This window comes from Piscinibacter sp., assembly GCF_050175855.1.
Lineage (GTDB): Bacteria > Pseudomonadota > Gammaproteobacteria > Burkholderiales > Burkholderiaceae_C > Piscinibacter.
Genome location: NZ_JBFXIO010000051.1, coordinates 1 through 16570 on the forward strand (window position 1 = coordinate 1; position 16570 = coordinate 16570).

15 protein-coding genes are annotated in these 16570 nt (G+C 67.5%); 4 read left to right on the forward strand and 11 right to left on the reverse strand.

Features of this window, described 5'->3' with window-relative positions; all coding sequences use genetic code 11:
• Positions 1-43: 43 nt before the first annotated feature.
• From AB7U92_RS06325 to AB7U92_RS06375, 11 genes are all read right to left on the reverse strand, one after another.
• Entirely contained in the window at positions 44-709 is a 666-nt protein-coding gene (locus AB7U92_RS06325) for a TetR/AcrR family transcriptional regulator (RefSeq protein ID WP_428575337.1), read from the reverse strand.
• 90 nt (positions 710-799) lie between these two features.
• On the reverse strand, positions 800-1948 hold the full coding sequence (locus AB7U92_RS06330) for an acyl-CoA dehydrogenase family protein (RefSeq protein ID WP_428575338.1): 1149 nt from the start codon (positions 1946-1948) through the stop codon (positions 800-802).
• 60 nt (positions 1949-2008) lie between these two features.
• A complete protein-coding gene (locus tag AB7U92_RS06335; protein ID WP_428575339.1) occupies positions 2009-2797 on the reverse strand; it encodes an ABC transporter ATP-binding protein in 789 nt (262 codons plus the stop codon).
• Positions 2798-2853: 56 nt separating this feature from the next.
• Complete coding sequence (locus tag AB7U92_RS06340; protein ID WP_428575340.1) at positions 2854-4110, reverse strand: ABC transporter substrate-binding protein; 1257 nt, start codon at positions 4108-4110, stop codon at positions 2854-2856.
• A 71-nt stretch (positions 4111-4181) separates the two neighbouring features.
• Positions 4182-5234: a branched-chain amino acid ABC transporter permease gene (locus AB7U92_RS06345; protein WP_428575341.1), complete on the reverse strand. Its 1053-nt coding sequence runs from the start codon at positions 5232-5234 to the stop codon at positions 4182-4184.
• 3 nt (positions 5235-5237) lie between these two features.
• Positions 5238-6122 (reverse strand): branched-chain amino acid ABC transporter permease, encoded by an 885-nt coding sequence (locus tag AB7U92_RS06350; RefSeq protein ID WP_428575342.1) that lies wholly within the window; start codon positions 6120-6122, stop codon positions 5238-5240.
• Positions 6123-6180: 58 nt separating this feature from the next.
• Complete coding sequence (locus AB7U92_RS06355) at positions 6181-8139, reverse strand: AMP-dependent synthetase/ligase (RefSeq protein ID WP_428575343.1); 1959 nt, start codon at positions 8137-8139, stop codon at positions 6181-6183.
• Positions 8136-8894, reverse strand: coding sequence for an ABC transporter ATP-binding protein (locus tag AB7U92_RS06360; RefSeq protein ID WP_428575344.1), 759 nt, complete (start codon positions 8892-8894; stop codon positions 8136-8138). The genes AB7U92_RS06355 and AB7U92_RS06360 overlap by 4 nt, the downstream gene beginning before the upstream one ends.
• 94 nt (positions 8895-8988) lie before the next feature.
• The gene (locus AB7U92_RS06365; protein WP_428575345.1) at positions 8989-9759 is read right to left on the reverse strand and encodes an SDR family NAD(P)-dependent oxidoreductase; all 771 of its coding nucleotides are present in this window, start codon (positions 9757-9759) and stop codon (positions 8989-8991) included.
• Positions 9760-9799: 40 nt separating this feature from the next.
• Positions 9800-11038, reverse strand: coding sequence for a thiolase family protein (locus AB7U92_RS06370; RefSeq protein WP_428575346.1), 1239 nt, complete (start codon positions 11036-11038; stop codon positions 9800-9802).
• Positions 11039-11057: 19 nt separating this feature from the next.
• Positions 11058-12143 (reverse strand): CaiB/BaiF CoA transferase family protein, encoded by a 1086-nt coding sequence (locus AB7U92_RS06375; protein ID WP_428575347.1) that lies wholly within the window; start codon positions 12141-12143, stop codon positions 11058-11060.
• A 158-nt stretch (positions 12144-12301) separates the two neighbouring features.
• Between AB7U92_RS06375 and AB7U92_RS06380 the strand changes: the two genes are divergently transcribed.
• The 4 genes from AB7U92_RS06380 to AB7U92_RS06395 all read left to right on the forward strand — a co-directional run bounded on the left by AB7U92_RS06380 (position 12302) and on the right by AB7U92_RS06395 (position 16251).
• A complete protein-coding gene (locus AB7U92_RS06380; protein WP_428575348.1) occupies positions 12302-13087 on the forward strand; it encodes an enoyl-CoA hydratase/isomerase family protein in 786 nt (261 codons plus the stop codon).
• A 19-nt stretch (positions 13088-13106) separates the two neighbouring features.
• Positions 13107-14333, forward strand: coding sequence for a phenylacetate--CoA ligase family protein (locus AB7U92_RS06385; RefSeq protein ID WP_428575349.1), 1227 nt, complete (start codon positions 13107-13109; stop codon positions 14331-14333).
• A gap of 36 nt (positions 14334-14369) precedes the next feature.
• Positions 14370-15368, forward strand: a complete 999-nt coding sequence (locus AB7U92_RS06390) for an NAD(P)H-dependent flavin oxidoreductase (protein WP_428575350.1) — start codon at positions 14370-14372, stop codon at positions 15366-15368.
• Positions 15369-15468: 100 nt separating this feature from the next.
• The gene (locus AB7U92_RS06395; RefSeq protein WP_428575351.1) at positions 15469-16251 is read left to right on the forward strand and encodes an enoyl-CoA hydratase; all 783 of its coding nucleotides are present in this window, start codon (positions 15469-15471) and stop codon (positions 16249-16251) included.
• Positions 16252-16570 lie beyond the last annotated feature (319 nt).

Consider the following 16570-nt stretch of genomic DNA (forward strand, 5'->3'; position numbering starts at 1 on the left):
CGGCCACATCCGGTCGCTGGCCATTGACGGCTTTCAGGTAGCCTCAGGCGCGTTGAATGCCGCGAGCCAGAAAACTCGCGAAGATCTCTGCGATCTGTTCGCCAGTGCGCTCACCCTGATTGTCGAACCAGTCGGGTATGGAGGCCACGGCGCCCATGAACCAGTTGACCGCAAACTTGGAATCACAAGGCAGGATCGTTCCGTCGCGGATGCCATCTTCCACCAACCCGCGCAGCCGCAAGTCGAACTGACGCCGACGTTCGCGCGTCCTCTTCACCTGTGAAGGGGTCAAGGCGGAATCGCTTCGCAGCAGTGCCGGAGCGCCGAGTTCTCCCGTCAGTGCGGGCACGTAGATGCGGATGAACGCCGCGATGCGGGCATAGCCGGTGCGCTCCGATTCGATGGCCTTCTGCAGCGCCTCGTCCCCCACCTGCATCGTCAGTTCATGGCACTCGTAGATCAGGTCCTGCTTGTTCTTGAAGTAGTAGTACAGAGCCGGCTTGGTGACGTTCAGCGCGGCGGCGATCTCGTCGAGCGACACGTTCGCCGCACCGCGCCGGCCGAAGGCCCGCGCTGCTTCGAGAATGACTGCCTTCTTCTTGAGCTGGTACTGTTCGTCCCGGCTGTCGACAGCGTTGTTCCACTTGGGCTTCGGTGCCGCGCGTCGTGGGGTCTTCGAGGCAGCCCGTCCTGCCGCAGTGGTGCTCATGCTGGGATCATTGTTCGAGTTCGGAAACCGCGGCGGCCGGGCCCGGCCGCCGCAAGCCCGCAAATTCTAGCCAGAGGCATGGCCCCGGCCTCAGCCGAGCAGGCTGCGCGCGATGATGTGCTTCTGGATGTGGCTGGTGCCCTCGTAGATCTTCGTTACGCGCACGTCGCGGTAGTAGCGCTCCACCGGAAAATCCTTGACGTAGCCGTAACCGCCGTGCACCTGCAGCGCCTGCGAGCACACGGTCTCGGCCATCTCGCTGGCAAACAGCTTGGCCATCGCCGACTCCCTGGCCGCGGGGATGCCGGCATCGATCAGCCGCGCGGCATGCAAGCTGTACTGGCGGGCCACATCGACCTGCATCGCCATCTCCGCCAGATCGAAACGGATGGCCTGCAGCGCGCTGATCGGCTGGCCGTAGGCCTCGCGCTCCTGCGCGTAGCGCAGCGCCGCCTCGAGCGCCGCGCGCGCGATGCCGACGGCCAGCGCAGCGATGGCCACGCGGCCGTCCGACAGCAGACCCAGCACCTTCGAGTAGCCACGGCCTTCCTCGCCGACCAGGTTGTCGGCGGGCACGCGCAGTTCGTCCAGCTGGATCTGCGCGGTGTGCGCCGTGCGCTGGCCCAGCTTGTCCTCGACGCGCAGCACCTTGTAGCCGGGCGCGGCGGGATCGACGATGAACAGGCTGAAACGCTCGCGGCTTCCCGGCTCGCCGGTCGCGGCGATCACCAGCGCCACGCCGGCCTCGCTGCCGTTGGAGATCCACTGCTTGGTGCCGTTGAGCACGTAGTGTTCGCCCTCGCGGCGCGCCGTGGCGCGAAACGCCGCCGTGTCCGAACCGGCCTGCGGCTCCGACAGCAGAAAGGCGCCGATGCTGCGCGCGCTGGCGATCTGCGGCAGGTAGTGGCGCTTCTGCGCTTCGGTGCCGAAGGCGCGCAGCACCAAGCCGCAGGAGTTGTGCACGTGCATCATCGTCGTGAAGCCGCCGTCGGCCGCGGCGAACTCCTCCAGCGCCAGGCAGTATTCGACGAAGCTGAGCCCCGATCCGCCGTACTCCTCGGGGATCAGCATGCCCATGAAACCGGCGCCTGCCGCCGCCTCGATCTCGGCGCGTGGCCATTGGCTGGCCTGATCGCGCTGCGCGGCGGTGGGCGCCACCACTTCCTGCGCCACCCGCCGCGCCGACTCGCGGATCATGGCTTGTTGTTCACTCAGCAATGCGTTGGAGACGGTGGACATGGTCAGTTGCATCCAGTGGAAACATCGGGCCGGCATGACGGTGCACGCCGGTTCTCGGGGTCAGCCCAGCCAGCGCTTGCGCCGGCGGTAGTGCTTCATGTCGCGATAGCTCTTGCGCTTGCCCTCGAGCGTCAGGCCGAGATAGAACTCGCGCACGTCCTCGTTGTTCTTCAGGTCGTCGGCCGGGCCTTCCAGCACGACACGGCCGCTTTCCATCACGTAGCCGTAGTCGGCCAGCTCCAGCGCGACGCGCGTGTTCTGCTCGACGATCAGCAGCGTCAGGCCGCTCGCCTTCAGCGACGCCAGCAGGCCATAGACCTCGTCGACCATCAGCGGCGCGAGGCCGAGCGACGGCTCGTCGATCATCACCAGCTTGGGCCGCGCCATCAGCGCGCGGCCGATGACCAGCAGTTGCTGCTCGCCGCCGGACAGGTAGCCGGCGGTGCGGTGGCGCAGCGCCGCCAGGCGCGAGATGCGGCCGTAGACCTCGTCCAGCCGCTGTTTGGCGTCGCCGGAGCGGCTCATGTGGCCGCCGACCACCAGGTTCTGCTCGACGCTCATGTGCCGCAGCACCTTGCGCCCTTCCATCACATGCACGATGCCCTGGCGCACGATGCCGCTCGGTTCGTGGCCGGTGATGGCCTGGCCGCCGAAATCGATGCGTCCGGCCGAGACGCGCCCGTCCTCGGTCTTGATCAGGTTCGAGATGGCCTTCAGCGTGGTGCTCTTGCCGGCGCCGTTGGCGCCCAGCAGCGTCACGCAGGAAGCGTCCGGCACCTTGGCCGAAATGCCCTTGACGGCCAGGATGACGTCGCTGTACAGCACTTCGACGTTGTTGAGTTCGAGCACGCCGCGCTCCAGTCAATGACGGCCCGGGCCGGTGCGGCCGGCCCGGGCCTGGGGTTTCACCACTTGTTGACGGCGGGCACGGGCACGCTCGCCTGCTTGAGCCTGTACTTGCCCTTCTCGACCGTGCCGATGTTGACGCTGTTGCCTTGCGTCGGGAAGGGCGCGTCGGTGCCGAACTTCATGGCCGGCAGCACGCCGAAGAAGCTCTCGCTCGGGAAACTCTGGCTCAGCAGTGCGTCGCGCACGTCGGCTCCGGTCACGCCCTTGCCGCCCTTCGCCTTGGCCGCCGCCTCGAACGCGCGCACCGTGAGCAGGCCCTGCGCCATGCCCATCACGCAGGGCGTCGTGAAGCCGGCTTGCAGCTTGTAGCCGGTGCGCAGCTTGTCGAAGAAGGCGCGCGCCGATGTCGCGTCGTCCGACGGCACCGCCAGTCCGTAGACCTCGAAGCTGCCTTCCATCTGGTTCAGATCGCCGATCGCCTTGCCAGACGCCGGCAGGCTGTTGTGCGCCGACACGAGGATCGGAATGTCCGTCTTGCCCAGCGCCTGCAATGCGCGCCGCACGGCCACCACCGAGGCGGTGTTGTTCAGCACCTGCAGCACCTGCGCATCCTTGCGCAGCACCCGGTTGACCTGCTGCGTCAGGTCAGTGGGCTGGGCCTCGGTGTAGACCGTCTCGACGATCTCCAGGATCTTCGGGTTGTCCTTGGCGAACTGCTGCGTGCCCTTGTGGATGTCGACGTAAGCCGGCGACACCTCGGACGAGATGACGGCGATCTTCAGCGGCGCATTGCCGCCGCGCTGCTGCTGCAGCCAGGTGTAGAAGGCCGCGACCTCGTGGGCGTAGGTCGGGCGTGCATTGAAGGCCCAGCTGTCGGGCTTCCAGGCGAAGCCGTAGCCGGCCGTGGCGTTGATCAGCGGCACCTTGTCGCCCGGCAGGCGCTGCGCCAGGGCGGCCACGTCCGGCCCCCCCAGGCCGAGCGCGGCGACGGGATTCAGCTCGGACTTCATGCCCGGCCACAGGCTGGAGATCTGCGCCACGTCATAGCGGCCGTCGAAGTCCTTGATCCTCAGCGCCACGCCGGCCGGCTTGCCCACCTCCTCGTTCCACCAGTCGAACACGGTCTTGCGGCAGCCGGCCAGGTCCTTCATCACGTCGGCATAGGGGCCCGTGAAGTCGGCGATGCCGGCGACGTTGTAGACGGTCTGCGCGCGCACCTCGGGTGCGCTCAGCAGCGCCGCCGCGGCCGCTGCCACCGCCAGTTGCGTGCCGATGCGGGCACGCGCGCGAAAGTCTTTGTTCGTCATGCTCATTCAAGTCTCCTGCTCTGGACACGCTGTCAACATGTGGGGCCGGCCTGCAGCGCTCAGGCCGGCCACGGTCTTCAATAGGGATAGGGCCACAAGCGGTACGCGCGTTTCAGCGTGTTCCAGCGATGCATCAGGCCGCGGGGTTCGAGGATCAGGAAGCCGGCGATCATTCCGCCGAGGAAGATGTTCATCGCGGCAAAGACGATCTCGCCGCTGAAGAACGGATAGCGCTCGATGAGCGAAGGCCCGATCGAAGTGATCAGCTCCTGCGACAGGCGGATGACGAACACACCGATCAGCGCGCCGGTCACCGAACCCATGCCGCCGACGATGATCATCGCGATGAACCAGATCGAATGGATCAGCGTGAACTGGTCGATGGCGACGAAGCGCACGTAGTAGGCCCACAAGCCGCCGCCAACCCCCGCATAGAAGGCGCCGAGCAGGAAGGCCATGGCCTTGGTGCGCACCACGTCGATGCCCATCATCCCCGAGGCCACGTCGTCGTCCCTGACGGCATAGAAGGCGCGGCCGTGCCGGCTGCGGATCACGCCATAGGCGCCCGCGACCATGACGCAGGCGACGACCAGGCACAGGTAGTAAATCGAACGGTCGGTGTCGAAGCTCAGCCCGAACAGCGACGCCGGCTCGAGGGTGATGCCGTTGGCGCCGCCCAGCCAGCTGCTCGGCAGGTTCAGCACCAGGAAATGGAACAGGATCTGCGCGGCGATCGTCGTCAGTGCCAGATAGAAGCCCTTGATGCGCACCGCCGTCAGGCCGAAGATCAGGCCGAACAGCGCCGCCGCCGCGCCGCCCAGCGGCAGCGCCAACCAGAACGGCAGCGACAGCTTGCTCGCCAGCAGCGCCGTGGTGTAGGCGCCCACGCCCATGAACGCGGCCTGGCCGAGATTGACTTGGCCCGCGATGCCGGTGTTGATCTGCAGCCCGATGACCACGATGCCGGTGATGAGCATTGAGGTCATCACCGCGACGGCGCGGATGTCAGCCAGGAAGGGCAGCGCGAACAGCAGCGCGATGAACAGCGCCAGGCAGACCGCCTGCGGCCGCGTGCGGACCAGCGCCTGGTCCTTGGGGAAGGTGGTTGCGAAAACGCCGGCCGGATCCATGCCTCACACCCTTTCGATGGTTTTCCAGCCGAACATGCCCGTGGGCCGGATCAACAGCACCAGCAGCATGAGGACGAAGGGCAGCACCGAACCAACGGCTCCGCCGACGATCGGGTCCAGATAGGCGGAGGCGAGCCCCTGCACGATGCCGACGACGACCCCCGCGAGCAGCAGGCCGGCCAGCGATTCCAGCCCCGCCAGCAAGGCCACCGGCAGCGCCGCCATGCCGATGTCCGAGCTCAGCATGTTGATCGAGCGTCCGCTCAGATGGACCATCGCGCCCATCGTCGACAGCATCGCGCCGAGCAGCCAGGCGAACGCGATCGAGCGCTGCACCGAGATGCCCAGCGACATGGCCACCTGATGGTCCTCGGCCACCGCGGTCATGCGCAGGCCAACGCGCGTGCGGTTGAAGAACCAGGACAGGAACACGCCGATCAGGATGGTCAGCGCGCCGCCATAAAGCATGGCGCGCGAGATGATCACGTCGCCGACGATGATCGGCTGCAGCGGGAAGATGATGGGGAAGGGGCGCGACTGCGGGCCGAACAGCAGCAGCACCAGGCCGCGGATCAGGATCAGCAGGCCGATCGTCACCATGACCATCGAGAACACCGATTCGCCGACCAGGCGCGAGAAGAAGATGCGCTCGATCAGCAGCCCGAACACCGCCGATGCGAAGAAGGCCAGCGGGATGCCGATCCACAGCGGCAGCCCCAGCTGGATCAGCGTCCACCAGACCATGTAGCCGCCGAACACCACCAGCTCGCCCTGCGCGAAGTTGAAGACCTTCGAGGCACGGTAGATGACGACGAAGCCCATCGCGATGAGCGCGTAGAGCAGGCCGCTGAGCGTGCCGTTGATCAGATAGTTCAGGAACTCGCTCACCGCACGCTCCTCCGCGGGGCGCGCCCGCCGACACACGACTCGCAACCGCTTGGCTTGTTCATGCACGCATCTCCTCGACTGCACCGCGGCCCGCATCGGCCTTGCCGAACACGTCATGCAGCCGCACCTGGGCCCGAAACTGGCTCTTGCGGCCGTCCTGGTAGGTCACCGGGATGTCGATCTGCACCTCGTTCGAGCCGTCGTACAGGCCGACGATGAGCGCGCGGTAGCGCTCCTGCAGGAACTCGCGCCGCAGCTTGCGCGAGCGCGTCAGCTCGCCCTCGTCCGGATCGAGTTCCTTCGGGAAGTTGGCGAAGCGGACGACCCGCGCGTGCGCCGGCAGGAAGCCGTTGACCCGTTGTATCTCGGCACGCAGCAGCTCGGCGACCTCGGGCTTCTGCGACAGATCGGTGAAGGTGGAAAAGCCGACGCGCTTGTCCTCGGCCCAGCGCGACACCACGTCGAAGTCGATGTTGATCAGCGCGGCGACGAAGTCGAGCGTCTCGTCGCCCACCGTCATGATGTCCTTGATGAAGGGGCTGAAGCGCAGCCGCGTCTCGACGAACTGCGGCGGGAAACTCTCGCCCGAACGCAGGCGCTTCAGGTCCGACAGGCGCTCCAGAAACACGAGCTCGCCGCGTTCGGTCTTGGTGACTGCGTCCCCGGTCTGGAACCAGCCATCCTGCAGCTTGCTTTCGACCGAACCTTCGCGGCGGTAGTAGCCGAGGAACGGGCTGCCGCCGCGCACCTGCAGTTCGCCGACCTCGCTGACACGCCACTGCAGCGGCGCATTCAGCGCCGGCAGCGATTCCATCCAGTGGCCGACGGTTTCCAGGTCGAAACGCTCGCCCTGGTGGCAGGTCAGCAGTCCGGTTTCGGTCGAACCGTAGATGTTGCGCAGCGGCACGCCGATCGCGTGGAACATGCGGAACACGTCGGGCGCCATGGTGGCGCCGCCGCAGGCGGCGATGCGCACCCGCGTCAAGCCCAGCTGGTCGCGCAGCGGGCGCAGCACGACGGCTTCGGCCAGCGGAAACAGCAGCCGATGCCGCAGCGGCACCGGCTTGCCGTCGAGACGGCCGACGTTGACCGAGTGGCCGATGCGCAGGCCCCATTCATAGATGCGGCGGCGCAGTGGCCCCGCATCCAGCATGTGCGCCTGCACCGAGGAGGCCATGCTTTCCCACTGGCGCGGCGCGAAGGTCATGGCCTCGACCGCCAGCTCGCGGATGCTCGACAGCACCTGCTCCGGCCCTTCGGGGAAGTTCACCACCAGCGGCAGGCACAGCCCCATAGTGATACCGAACATCTGCTCGGTGGCCCAGGCCGGCGAGATGTAGCTGAGGTATTCCATGCCCGGTGCCGCCCCGGTCGAGCTGATCAGCCGATGGGCGTTGTCCAGCAGGTACTTGTGCGTGAGGATCACGCCCTTGGGCTTGCCGGTGGTGCCCGAGGTGTAGGACAGCACGGCGATGTCGTCCGGCGAGCCGGCATCCAGCAGCTGCCCGAAGCGCCCGGGCTCGTTGTGATGCAGTTCCGTACCCTGTGCCTGCACGGCCTCGAAGGTGCACAACGACGGCTGCTTGTACGACCACATGCCGGTGGCGTCCCAGTAGACGATGTGCTGCAGCAGCGGCAGGCGCGGCAGCACGGCTAGCCCCTTGTCGACCTGCTCCTGGTCCTGGGCGAACAGGCAGACGGCCTCGCTGTCCTCGAGCAGGTACTGCGTCTCGTCGGCCGTCAGGTCGGGATACATCGACACGACCTTGCAGCCCAGGGCCTGCGCCGCCAGTTCGGCCCAAAAATGCTCGGGCTCGTTCTCGCCGATGACCGCCACCGTCTGCCCGCGCTCGACCCCCAGCCGGTGCAGCCCCAACGCCAGAGACCTGACCTGGTCGCGCACCTGCGCAAAGCTGTACTCGCGCCAGATGCCCCGATGTTTGTGCCGCTGCGACAGGCGCTGCGGCGTCTGCTCGGCCCGCTCCTGCAGGATTTGCGGCAGGGTCGTCAGCTTCATCGATCGCCCTCCCCCAGGTAGGCCTTCAGCACCGCCGGGTCGCGCTGCATCTGCTGCGGCGTGCCTTCGGCGATCTTGGCGCCGAAGTCGAGCACGGCGATGCGGTCAGCCAGGTCCATGACCACGCCCATGTCGTGTTCGACCAGCACCACCGGAATGCGCGCCGCCTCGCGCACGTCGAGGATGAAGCGCGCCATGTCCTCCTTCTCCTCGGAGTTCATGCCGGCCATCGGCTCGTCCATCAACAGGATCTTCGGGTCCTGCGCCAGCGCGCGCCCGAGGTCGACGCGTTTGCGCAGGCCGTAGCCCAGGCTGCCCACGGGCTGGTGGCGTATCGACTCGATCTCCAGCAGTTCGATGATCTCCTCGACCTTCTCGCGGTGTTCGATCTCCTCGCGCCGCGCCGCACCGAAATAGACGAAGGCCTGCGCCAGTGACGAACGCATGTGGATGTGGCGTCCTACCATCAGGTTCTCGACGACGGTCATGCCCGAGAAGATGTGCGTGCCCTGGAAGGTGCGGGCTAGGCCCATCTGCGCGATGCGGTGCACCGGCAGAGCGCGGATGTCGCTGCCGCCGAGCAGCACCTGCCCCGCCGAGGGCCGGTAGAAGCCGCTTAGGCAGTTCATCAGCGACGACTTGCCGGCGCCGTTCGGGCCGATGATGGCCAGCAGCTCGTCGTCGCGGATTTCCAGCGAGACGTTGTTCAACGCCACGACGCCGCCGAACTGCAGGCGCACGTTCAACGCCTGCATCGGGGGGCGGGAAGCCGCAGCTGGGGCCTGCGCGCTCATCGCTGCTGCTCGCTTTGCTTGCCGGTTTGCATCTCGGGTCTGCCTGGGTGGGTCTTCAGCGCGTGCCCACGCGCGTGCCCGCGTCGATGCTGATCGTCGTCGCGTTCAGGTAAGCGTTTTCCACGATGTGCCTGACCAGCCCGGCGAACTCCTCCGGCCGCCCCATGCGCGCCGGGAACAGGATGGTCTGGTCGATCAGGTGCTGCGACACCTTCGTCGGCATACCGGCGGACATGCCGGTCTCGAACAGCCCGGGCGCGATGGCCAGCACGCGGATGCCGTGCGCGGCCAGGTCGCGTGCCGCGGGCAGCGTCAGGCCAATGACGCCGGCCTTGCTCGCGCTGTAGGCCGCCTGCCCCATCTGGCCTTGCCAGGCGGCGCCGGAGGCGGTGTTGACGATGACACCGCGCTCGCCCTCGGCGCTGGGCTCGTTGACCGTCATCGCCAGGGCGGCGTGGCGCACGACGTTGAAGGTGCCGGTCAGGTTGATGCCGATGACGCGGTTCCACAGCTCGGGAGGAAAGGTCTGGCCTTTGGACAGCGTCTTGCTCGGTCCCAGGATGCCGGCGCAGTTGACGGCGATGTGCAACGCGCCCCAGGTGGCGGTGGCCTCGGCGACCGCCGCCTGGACCGCGAGATCGTCGGACACGTCGACCGCGCGATGGCGCGCCCGATCGCCGAACGCGCCGAACTGCTGCTGCAGGCGGGCCTCGTCGACGTCCACGGCCAGAACCCTGGCGCCGGCGGCCAGCAGCGCCTGGCTCGTGGCCAGACCCAGCCCGGATGCGGCGCCGGTGACCAGCGCCACCTTGTCTGTCAGTTGCATATCGAATGTCCAGTGAAATTGATGAACCGCAGCTGCCGGCTCAGCGCGACAGGATCGTGACCACGGCCGCGGCTTCCTCGATGCCCTGCAGCCCGCCGCCGTTCTCGGCCAGTGCGATGCGCGCTCCTTCGACCTGTCGGGCTCCCGCCTCGCCACGCAGCTGTGCGACCAGTTCATGGATCTGGCCCAGCCCCGTCGCGCCGACCGGATGGCCCTTGGACTCCAACCCGCCGGAGGGGTTGACCGGTATGCGGCCGCCGATGCGGGTGTCGCCGCGCTCGGCGATCACGCCGCCTTCGCCGAAGGCGCAGAAGCCGAGGTTCTCGGTCTGGATGATCTCGCCCATCGCCGTGGCGTCGTGCACCTCCGCCACCGAGACATCGTCGGGTCCGACACCGGCGATCTCGTAGGCGCGCTTGGAGGCGAGCGCGGTGCAGTGCAGCGCGTAGTCGTCGTCACTGCGGTCCGAGCCGCTCTGCACCACCGAGGCCAGCACGCGGATGGCGCGCCGCCGGTCGATGTTCAGCCGCGCCAGCGCCGCGCCATTGCAGACGATCGCCGCCGCCGCGCCGTCGGAGACCGGCGAGCACATCGGCAGCGTCAGCGGATAGGTGATCGGCGCGGCCGCCAACACCTCGTCGATGGTGTAGGCGGTGCGGTACTGCGACAGCGGGTTGTGCACGGAATGCGCGTGGTTCTTCGCTGCCACCGCCGCGATCTGCCGCTGCGTGGTGCCCCAGCGCCGCATGTGCGAGCGCGCAAAGGCCGCATACACGTCCATGAACACGCTGTAGGGCTTCGGCGACGTCGAGCCTTCCGGCACCTCGACGCCATGCCCCATCTGCAGCAGACGGTCGCGGATCTCATCGGCGCGCGACACGTCCCAGGCGCTGTCGAAGACCGAGAACATCTGCGCCTTGTCGGTCGAGAACATCTTCTCGGCCCCCACCGCCAGCGCCACATCGGCGGCGCCGGCGCGCACCTGCATCACCGCCAGCGCAAACGCGGAGGAGCCGCTGGCGCAGGCGTTTTCCACGTTGACCACCGGAATGCGGCCGATGCCCGCCTCGCGCAGCGCGATCTGCCCACGGATCATCTGCTGGCCGTCCATGTGGCCCTGCGAGGCGTTGCCGAAGAACGCGCCCTGCAGATCCTCCTTGCGCAGGCCCGCGTCGTCCAGCGCCGCCTGCACCGCTGCGCCGGTCAGCGTCTTGATGTCCTTGTCCAGCAACCGGCCGAACGGGGTCATGCCCACGCCGACGACATAGATCTCTTCCATCTTCGAGCTCCTGTGAATCTCAGGTCTGGGGCTGGCAAGCTTTCGGCTCCACCGATGCGCCTGCGCAAAGCGGGATGAACCGTAGGCCGCGCGCGGTTTCCACGGTTCCATCGGCGTCCACCGTGTAAAGGCCGCGTGCCACCTGATGCGGATGACGAGCCGCCTCTTCCAGCGTCAGCACCGGCGCGAAGCAGGCATCGGTGCCCTCCAGCAGTGACTGCCAATGCCGGTGATCGCGCGATCGAAACAGGTCGCCCAGGCGCTCGCACAAAGCCGGCCACGCCGACTTGTCCATCTGTGCCTTCGGATCGACATCGTCGAGCCCCAAGCGTCGCAGCAGTTCGGCATAAAACTGCGGCTCGATCGCGCCGAGGGTGATGTGGCGCCCGTCCGCACATTCGTAGACCTCGTAGAACGGCGAGCCGTAGAACACCGACGGATTGACCCGATCCAGCGCGCCGCCGGCATGCACCAGCTGCACCAACGGAGCCAGCATCGCCAGCACATCCACGATCGCGCCATCCACCACGCAGCCCTGCCCGCTGCAGCGCGCGCGCAGCAGGCCAGCCAGCAGGCCAGCCACCAAGCCCAGACCACCTGCGGCATCGCCGAGCACTGTCGGCGGCAGCATCGGAAGCGCTCCGGGGCGGGCGGCCAGCGACATCAAGCCGCTCAGCGCCACGTAGTTCATGTCGTGCCCAGCCGCTTGAGCGAGCGGCCCAGTCTGCCCCCAACCCGTCATGCGCCCATACACCAGTCGGGGGTTCACTGCCGCGCATGGCGCAGGCCCCAGGCCCAGCCGCTCCATCACACCGGGCCGATAGCCTTCGATCAGCACGTCGGCCTCGGCCAGCAATGCCAGTGCCCGGTCCACGTCGGACTTTCGCTTCAGGTCGAGCGCGACGCGCTGCTTGTGCCGCGTGAGCAATGACGCCTCGGCGGGCGCCATCTCCGGCGGCAGCACGCCCCGGCCAGGCCGAGCAACCAACGTCACCTCGGCGCCGAGCTGCCACAGCATCAGTCCCGCCAAGGGTCCGGGGCCGATGCCCTCGAACTCCACGACCCTGATACCGGCCAAAGGTGCGCCGTGCGATCCGTTCGTCATCTATCTCTACCCGTGTTGCCACAGTTGTCTTGTCGATTGAATTTACTATAAAGTAAAAGACATTACGTACAAGTAATGGTAATCACCTATCCAGTCAAATTTGGGACTCAGCAGAATCGGGCTGAATCCGTATTCGATGACCATCAAGGAGTGAAACGATGTCCGAGCCCCCGCTCGTCCAAGAGATCCGCCAGGGCGCCATGTGGATTCGCCTGAACCGGCCCGAGGCGATGAACTCGCTGACGCCGCAGCTGCTTGCCGGGCTGTCGGCGGCGCTTGACGAGGCGCAGGCGCGCGACGAGGTCAAGGCCATCGTGCTGACCGGCGCGGGCCGGGCGTTCTGCGCCGGCGCCGACCTGAAGTTCGTGCGCGCGGATGTGACGGGTCCGGAGGCCGCCGCGGCCTTCCTGCAGCGCGTGCTGGCGACGATGAACCGCATCGCCGCATTTCCCAAGCCGGTGATCGCCGCGCTCAACGGCCTCGCGCTGGCCGGTGGGCTCGAACTGGTGCTGTGCTGCGACCTGGTCATCGCGGCGCGCAGCGCAAAGCTCGGCGATGCGCACGCCAACTACGGGCTGCTCCCCGGCGGGGGCGCCTCGGTGCGCCTGCCGCGCGTGATCGGCGCGGCGCGCGCCAAATACCTGATGTTCACCGGCGAGTTCGCGTCGGCCGACGCGATGGCGAGTGCCGGCCTGGTCAACCAGGTCGTGGACGACGAGCGCCTGCTGCAGGAGGTGCAGGCACTGGTCGACAAGATCGCGAGCAAGAGCCCGCTCGGGCTGCGGCGCATGAAGGCGCTGATCGACGACGGGCTGCAGCAGCCAGTGGACACCGCGCTGCGCCTTGAAATCCTTGCCTCCGAGGTGCATTCGCTGAGCCACGACCAGCGCGAGGGCCTGGCGGCCTTCAACGACAAGCGCAAGCCGGTGTTCACCGGGCGCTGAACCGCAGGAGCCGATGCCAATGCACGAAACTACCCCCCGCGACCGCCTAGCCCGGCTGCGGGCGCTGCATGAAGCGGCCTGCCTGCGCGCGCCCGCGCTGCAGGCGCTGTATGGCCGCGCCGGCATGACTCCTGCCGACGTGCGCAGCGCCGCGGACCTGGCGCGCCTTGCGGTGACGCCCAAGGACAAGCTCGTCGACATGCAGCGCGCCGCGCCGCCTTTCGGCGGCTGGCTGGCGGCCGACCCGTCGGAGATCCGCCGCGTCTTCGTGTCGCCGGGGCCCATCCATGAGCCGCAGTTGCACGGCGACGTCGACGGCCACGGCTTCGCCCGGGTCTTCAGCGACGGCGCCGTCGGCCCCGGCGACATGGTGCTGAACACCTGGTCCTACCACCTCGTGCCGGCGGGCCTGCTGCTCGACGACGCCATCGCGGCCTGCGGTGCGACGGTCATTCCGGCCGGCACCGGCGGCGCCGAAGCCCAGGCGCAGATGGTGATCGACCTGGGGGTGAGCTGCATCTGCGCGTCCACCGCCTACTTCGAAAACCTGGTGCACGTGCTCGAGAGCAAGGGCCATGTTTTGCCCGCCGCCTGGCGCGTGCGCACCGCGCTGCTGGGCGGCGAACTGGGCGACTGGCTGGGCAAGCGGCGCCGGCTGGAGGCGCGCCTGGGCATCCGCACGTTGTCGGCCTACGCGACCGCGGACTTCGGGCTGATCGGCTTTGAAGAACCCGGTCACGAGGGCTACACGATTCACCCAGATCGGCTCGTGCAGATATGCGATCCCGTCAACGGCCAGCCGCTGCCGCTCGGCATGCCCGGCGAGATCGTCGTCACCACGCTGGCCCGCGGATGGCCTCTAGTGCGCTTTGGCACCGGCGACGTGGCCGCCGCATCGGCCATCAGCGAGGACGGCTTCGTCGCCCGCATCGGCATGCTGCAAGGCCGTGTCGGCCAGGCAGTCAAGGTGCGCGAAATCTTCGTCTACCCGCGGCAGATCGAGGACCTGGTGCTGCAATCTTCGGCGTTGCATCGGGCCCAGGGCGTGGTCAGCCGGCAAGGCCATCGCGACGTGATCGACCTCCACGTGATGTTCGGATCGGCTGGCACGCCGGAGCTGGAAGCCGACTTGCGCGACCGCTTCAAGCAACTGACACGCCTGCGGTTCGACAGCTTGGTGCTTCTGGGAGCGGACGCGGCATTGCCCGACGACGCCCCCTGGCTGGTCGACCGCCGGCATGGATAGCGCCCGCGTCCTCCCACGAACGGAGCCTTTTGCCTCATGAGTCTGCCCGCTTCGATCGCTTCGCGTCTCAGGCTGCCGCTGATGGCCGCGCCGATGCTGCATGTCTCGGGTCCGGAGCTAGTCTCCGCGGCCTGCCGCAGTGGCGTGATCGGCGCCTTTCCGACCCCGAACGCGCGCAGCTCCGAGGAACTCGACGCGTGGTTGACGCGCATCGCCGATGATGCCGCGCGCAGCGAAAGGCCGGCCGCCACGGTGTGCGCGAATCTCATCATGCGTTCGCGCCCGGAGATGCTCGAAGCCGACCTGTCGGTGCTGGTCAAGCACAAGGTCGAGATGGTGCTGGCGAGTGTCGGCTCGCCGCGCAAGATCATCGGGCCGCTGCACGACGTGGGCTGCCTGGTGCTGGCCGATGTCGCCTCGATGGAGCATGTACAGAAGGCGCTCGATGCCGGTGTCGATGGCCTGGTGCTGCTGAGCGCCGGTGCCGGCGGCAACACCGGCTGGGTCAACGGTCTGGCGTTCGTGCGCGCCGTGCGCGAGATGTACGATGGCCCGCTCGGGCTGGCGGGTGGCATCTCCGACGGTGCCGCGCTGCTGGCCGCGCAAGTCCTGGGTTGCGACTTCGCGCTGATGGGCACCCGCTTCATCGCGACAACCGAGAGCCTGGCCAGTGCCGAGTACCAAGCCATGCTGGTGTCGAGCCGCATCGACGACATTGCGCTCACCCGCGGCATCAGCGGCCTGGAGGCCAATTTCCTGCGACCGTCGCTGCTGGCCAACGACCTGGATCCTGAGGAACTGGCCAAGCCGCTGAGCGCCGAGCAGGCGCGCGAGCGCTTCGGCGCCTACTCTGCCAACCTGCGCGGACCGCGCCGCTGGCTCGACTTATGGAGCGCAGGTCATACCGTCTCAGCTGTGCGGCAAACGCATAGTGTCCGGAACTTAGTGGACAGCTTGGCTGAGGAGTACCGTCAGGCGCGCAGTCGACTGCAGCAGGTGACCGCCGCTGACACAGTGATGATATGGACGAAGTGAGGCTGCAGACGTGCGCCGCCAAGCACACTTTGACCGCACGGCGCTGCAGCCTGAGTACAGTGTTCGCCTCCCGCGTCTCGCACCCCAGCAAAGGACTGACATGAACGAGGACGTCGTTTGCCATGATGAACAGGGCGTCGCCCGACTGACGCTCAACCGTCCGTCGAGCGGCAACAGTCTGTCGCTAAGCACCATCCAGGCCCTGCACAGCCATCTCGACCGGCTGGCCCAACGCAAAGACATCGGCGCCATCGTGCTGTCGGGCGTTGGTCAGCGGATCTTTTGCGCCGGCCACGACCTGAAGGAGATCCGGGAGCGGGATGATGCCGAGTTCTTCAGTTCGCTGTCGGTGGAGTGCTCGGCAATGATGCAGGCCCTGCAGTCGCAGCCGCAGATCGTCGTCGCCGCCATCGACGGGGTGGCGACGGCGGCCGGCTGTCAGCTGGTGGCCGCCGCCGATCTGGCCATCGCCACCACACGCTCACGCTTCGCCACGCCGGGCGTCAACATCGGCTTGTGGTGCGTAACGCCGATGGTTGCGTTGAGCCGGGCCGTCGCGCCCAAGCACGCGATGCAAATGCTCGCCACCGGGGAACTGATGGACGCCGAATTCGCCGTGCGCATCGGGCTTGTGAACGAAGCGGTAGCGCCCGATGCCTTCGAGGCCCGGGTGTCGCAGCTCGCGGGCCAGATTGCTGCGAAGTCCACTTTCACCCTTGCGACCGGCAAGCGCGCGTTCTACCGGCAGTTGCAGATGAGCACCGCCGAGGCCTACGAGTACGTCGGCGAGGTCGGGGTGCGCAACTCTATCCATCCGGATGCGATCGAGGGCATCCAGGCGTTCATTGACAAACGCCCACCGGCCTGGCGCGGCCGCGCGTAGACGCCGTGGCTGCCCGTCGCTCTGGCCGTCGAGCTAGACGAACTTGATGTCGCCGGGGCGGCGGTTGCAACCGACCACCGTCGATGAGCACAGCCCGCCGGAGAACCGGGTAAGTTGGCGCCTCGCCAGGCCGTTCGTACGGGTCGACGAACTGCTCGCTGGGGAGGTTGAAGCAACAACTGCACATGCAGTCCAAGGGGTGCGCATTGGGGAGGGCCTGCAGCTACCTGCTGCCGCGGTGTGGCAACCACGACTGCGACCACAAGCGACTGCTTTTCAGCAGCCAGTATCGGTATCCAGATGCCCGCTGTGGGTCGAT

Excerpts from the sequence above, each read along its gene's own strand:
- AB7U92_RS06325 (WP_428575337.1), bottom strand. The coding sequence starts at position 709 with ATGAGCACCACTGCGGCAGGACGGGCTGCCTCGAAGACCCCACGACGC.
- AB7U92_RS06330 (WP_428575338.1), bottom strand. The coding sequence starts at position 1,948 with ATGTCCACCGTCTCCAACGCATTGCTGAGTGAACAACAAGCCATGATC.
- AB7U92_RS06340 (WP_428575340.1), bottom strand. The coding sequence starts at position 4,110 with ATGAGCATGACGAACAAAGACTTTCGCGCGCGTGCCCGCATCGGCACG.
- AB7U92_RS06345 (WP_428575341.1), bottom strand. The coding sequence starts at position 5,234 with ATGGATCCGGCCGGCGTTTTCGCAACCACCTTCCCCAAGGACCAGGCG.
- AB7U92_RS06355 (WP_428575343.1), bottom strand. The coding sequence starts at position 8,139 with ATGAAGCTGACGACCCTGCCGCAAATCCTGCAGGAGCGGGCCGAGCAG.
- AB7U92_RS06360 (WP_428575344.1), bottom strand. The coding sequence starts at position 8,894 with ATGCAGGCGTTGAACGTGCGCCTGCAGTTCGGCGGCGTCGTGGCGTTG.
- AB7U92_RS06365 (WP_428575345.1), bottom strand. The coding sequence starts at position 9,759 with ATGCAACTGACAGACAAGGTGGCGCTGGTCACCGGCGCCGCATCCGGG.
- AB7U92_RS06370 (WP_428575346.1), bottom strand. The coding sequence starts at position 11,038 with ATGGAAGAGATCTATGTCGTCGGCGTGGGCATGACCCCGTTCGGCCGG.
- AB7U92_RS06375 (WP_428575347.1), bottom strand. The coding sequence starts at position 12,143 with ATGACGAACGGATCGCACGGCGCACCTTTGGCCGGTATCAGGGTCGTG.
- AB7U92_RS06380 (WP_428575348.1), top strand. The coding sequence starts at position 12,302 with ATGTCCGAGCCCCCGCTCGTCCAAGAGATCCGCCAGGGCGCCATGTGG.
- AB7U92_RS06385 (WP_428575349.1), top strand. The coding sequence starts at position 13,107 with ATGCACGAAACTACCCCCCGCGACCGCCTAGCCCGGCTGCGGGCGCTG.
- AB7U92_RS06390 (WP_428575350.1), top strand. The coding sequence starts at position 14,370 with ATGAGTCTGCCCGCTTCGATCGCTTCGCGTCTCAGGCTGCCGCTGATG.
- AB7U92_RS06395 (WP_428575351.1), top strand. The coding sequence starts at position 15,469 with ATGAACGAGGACGTCGTTTGCCATGATGAACAGGGCGTCGCCCGACTG.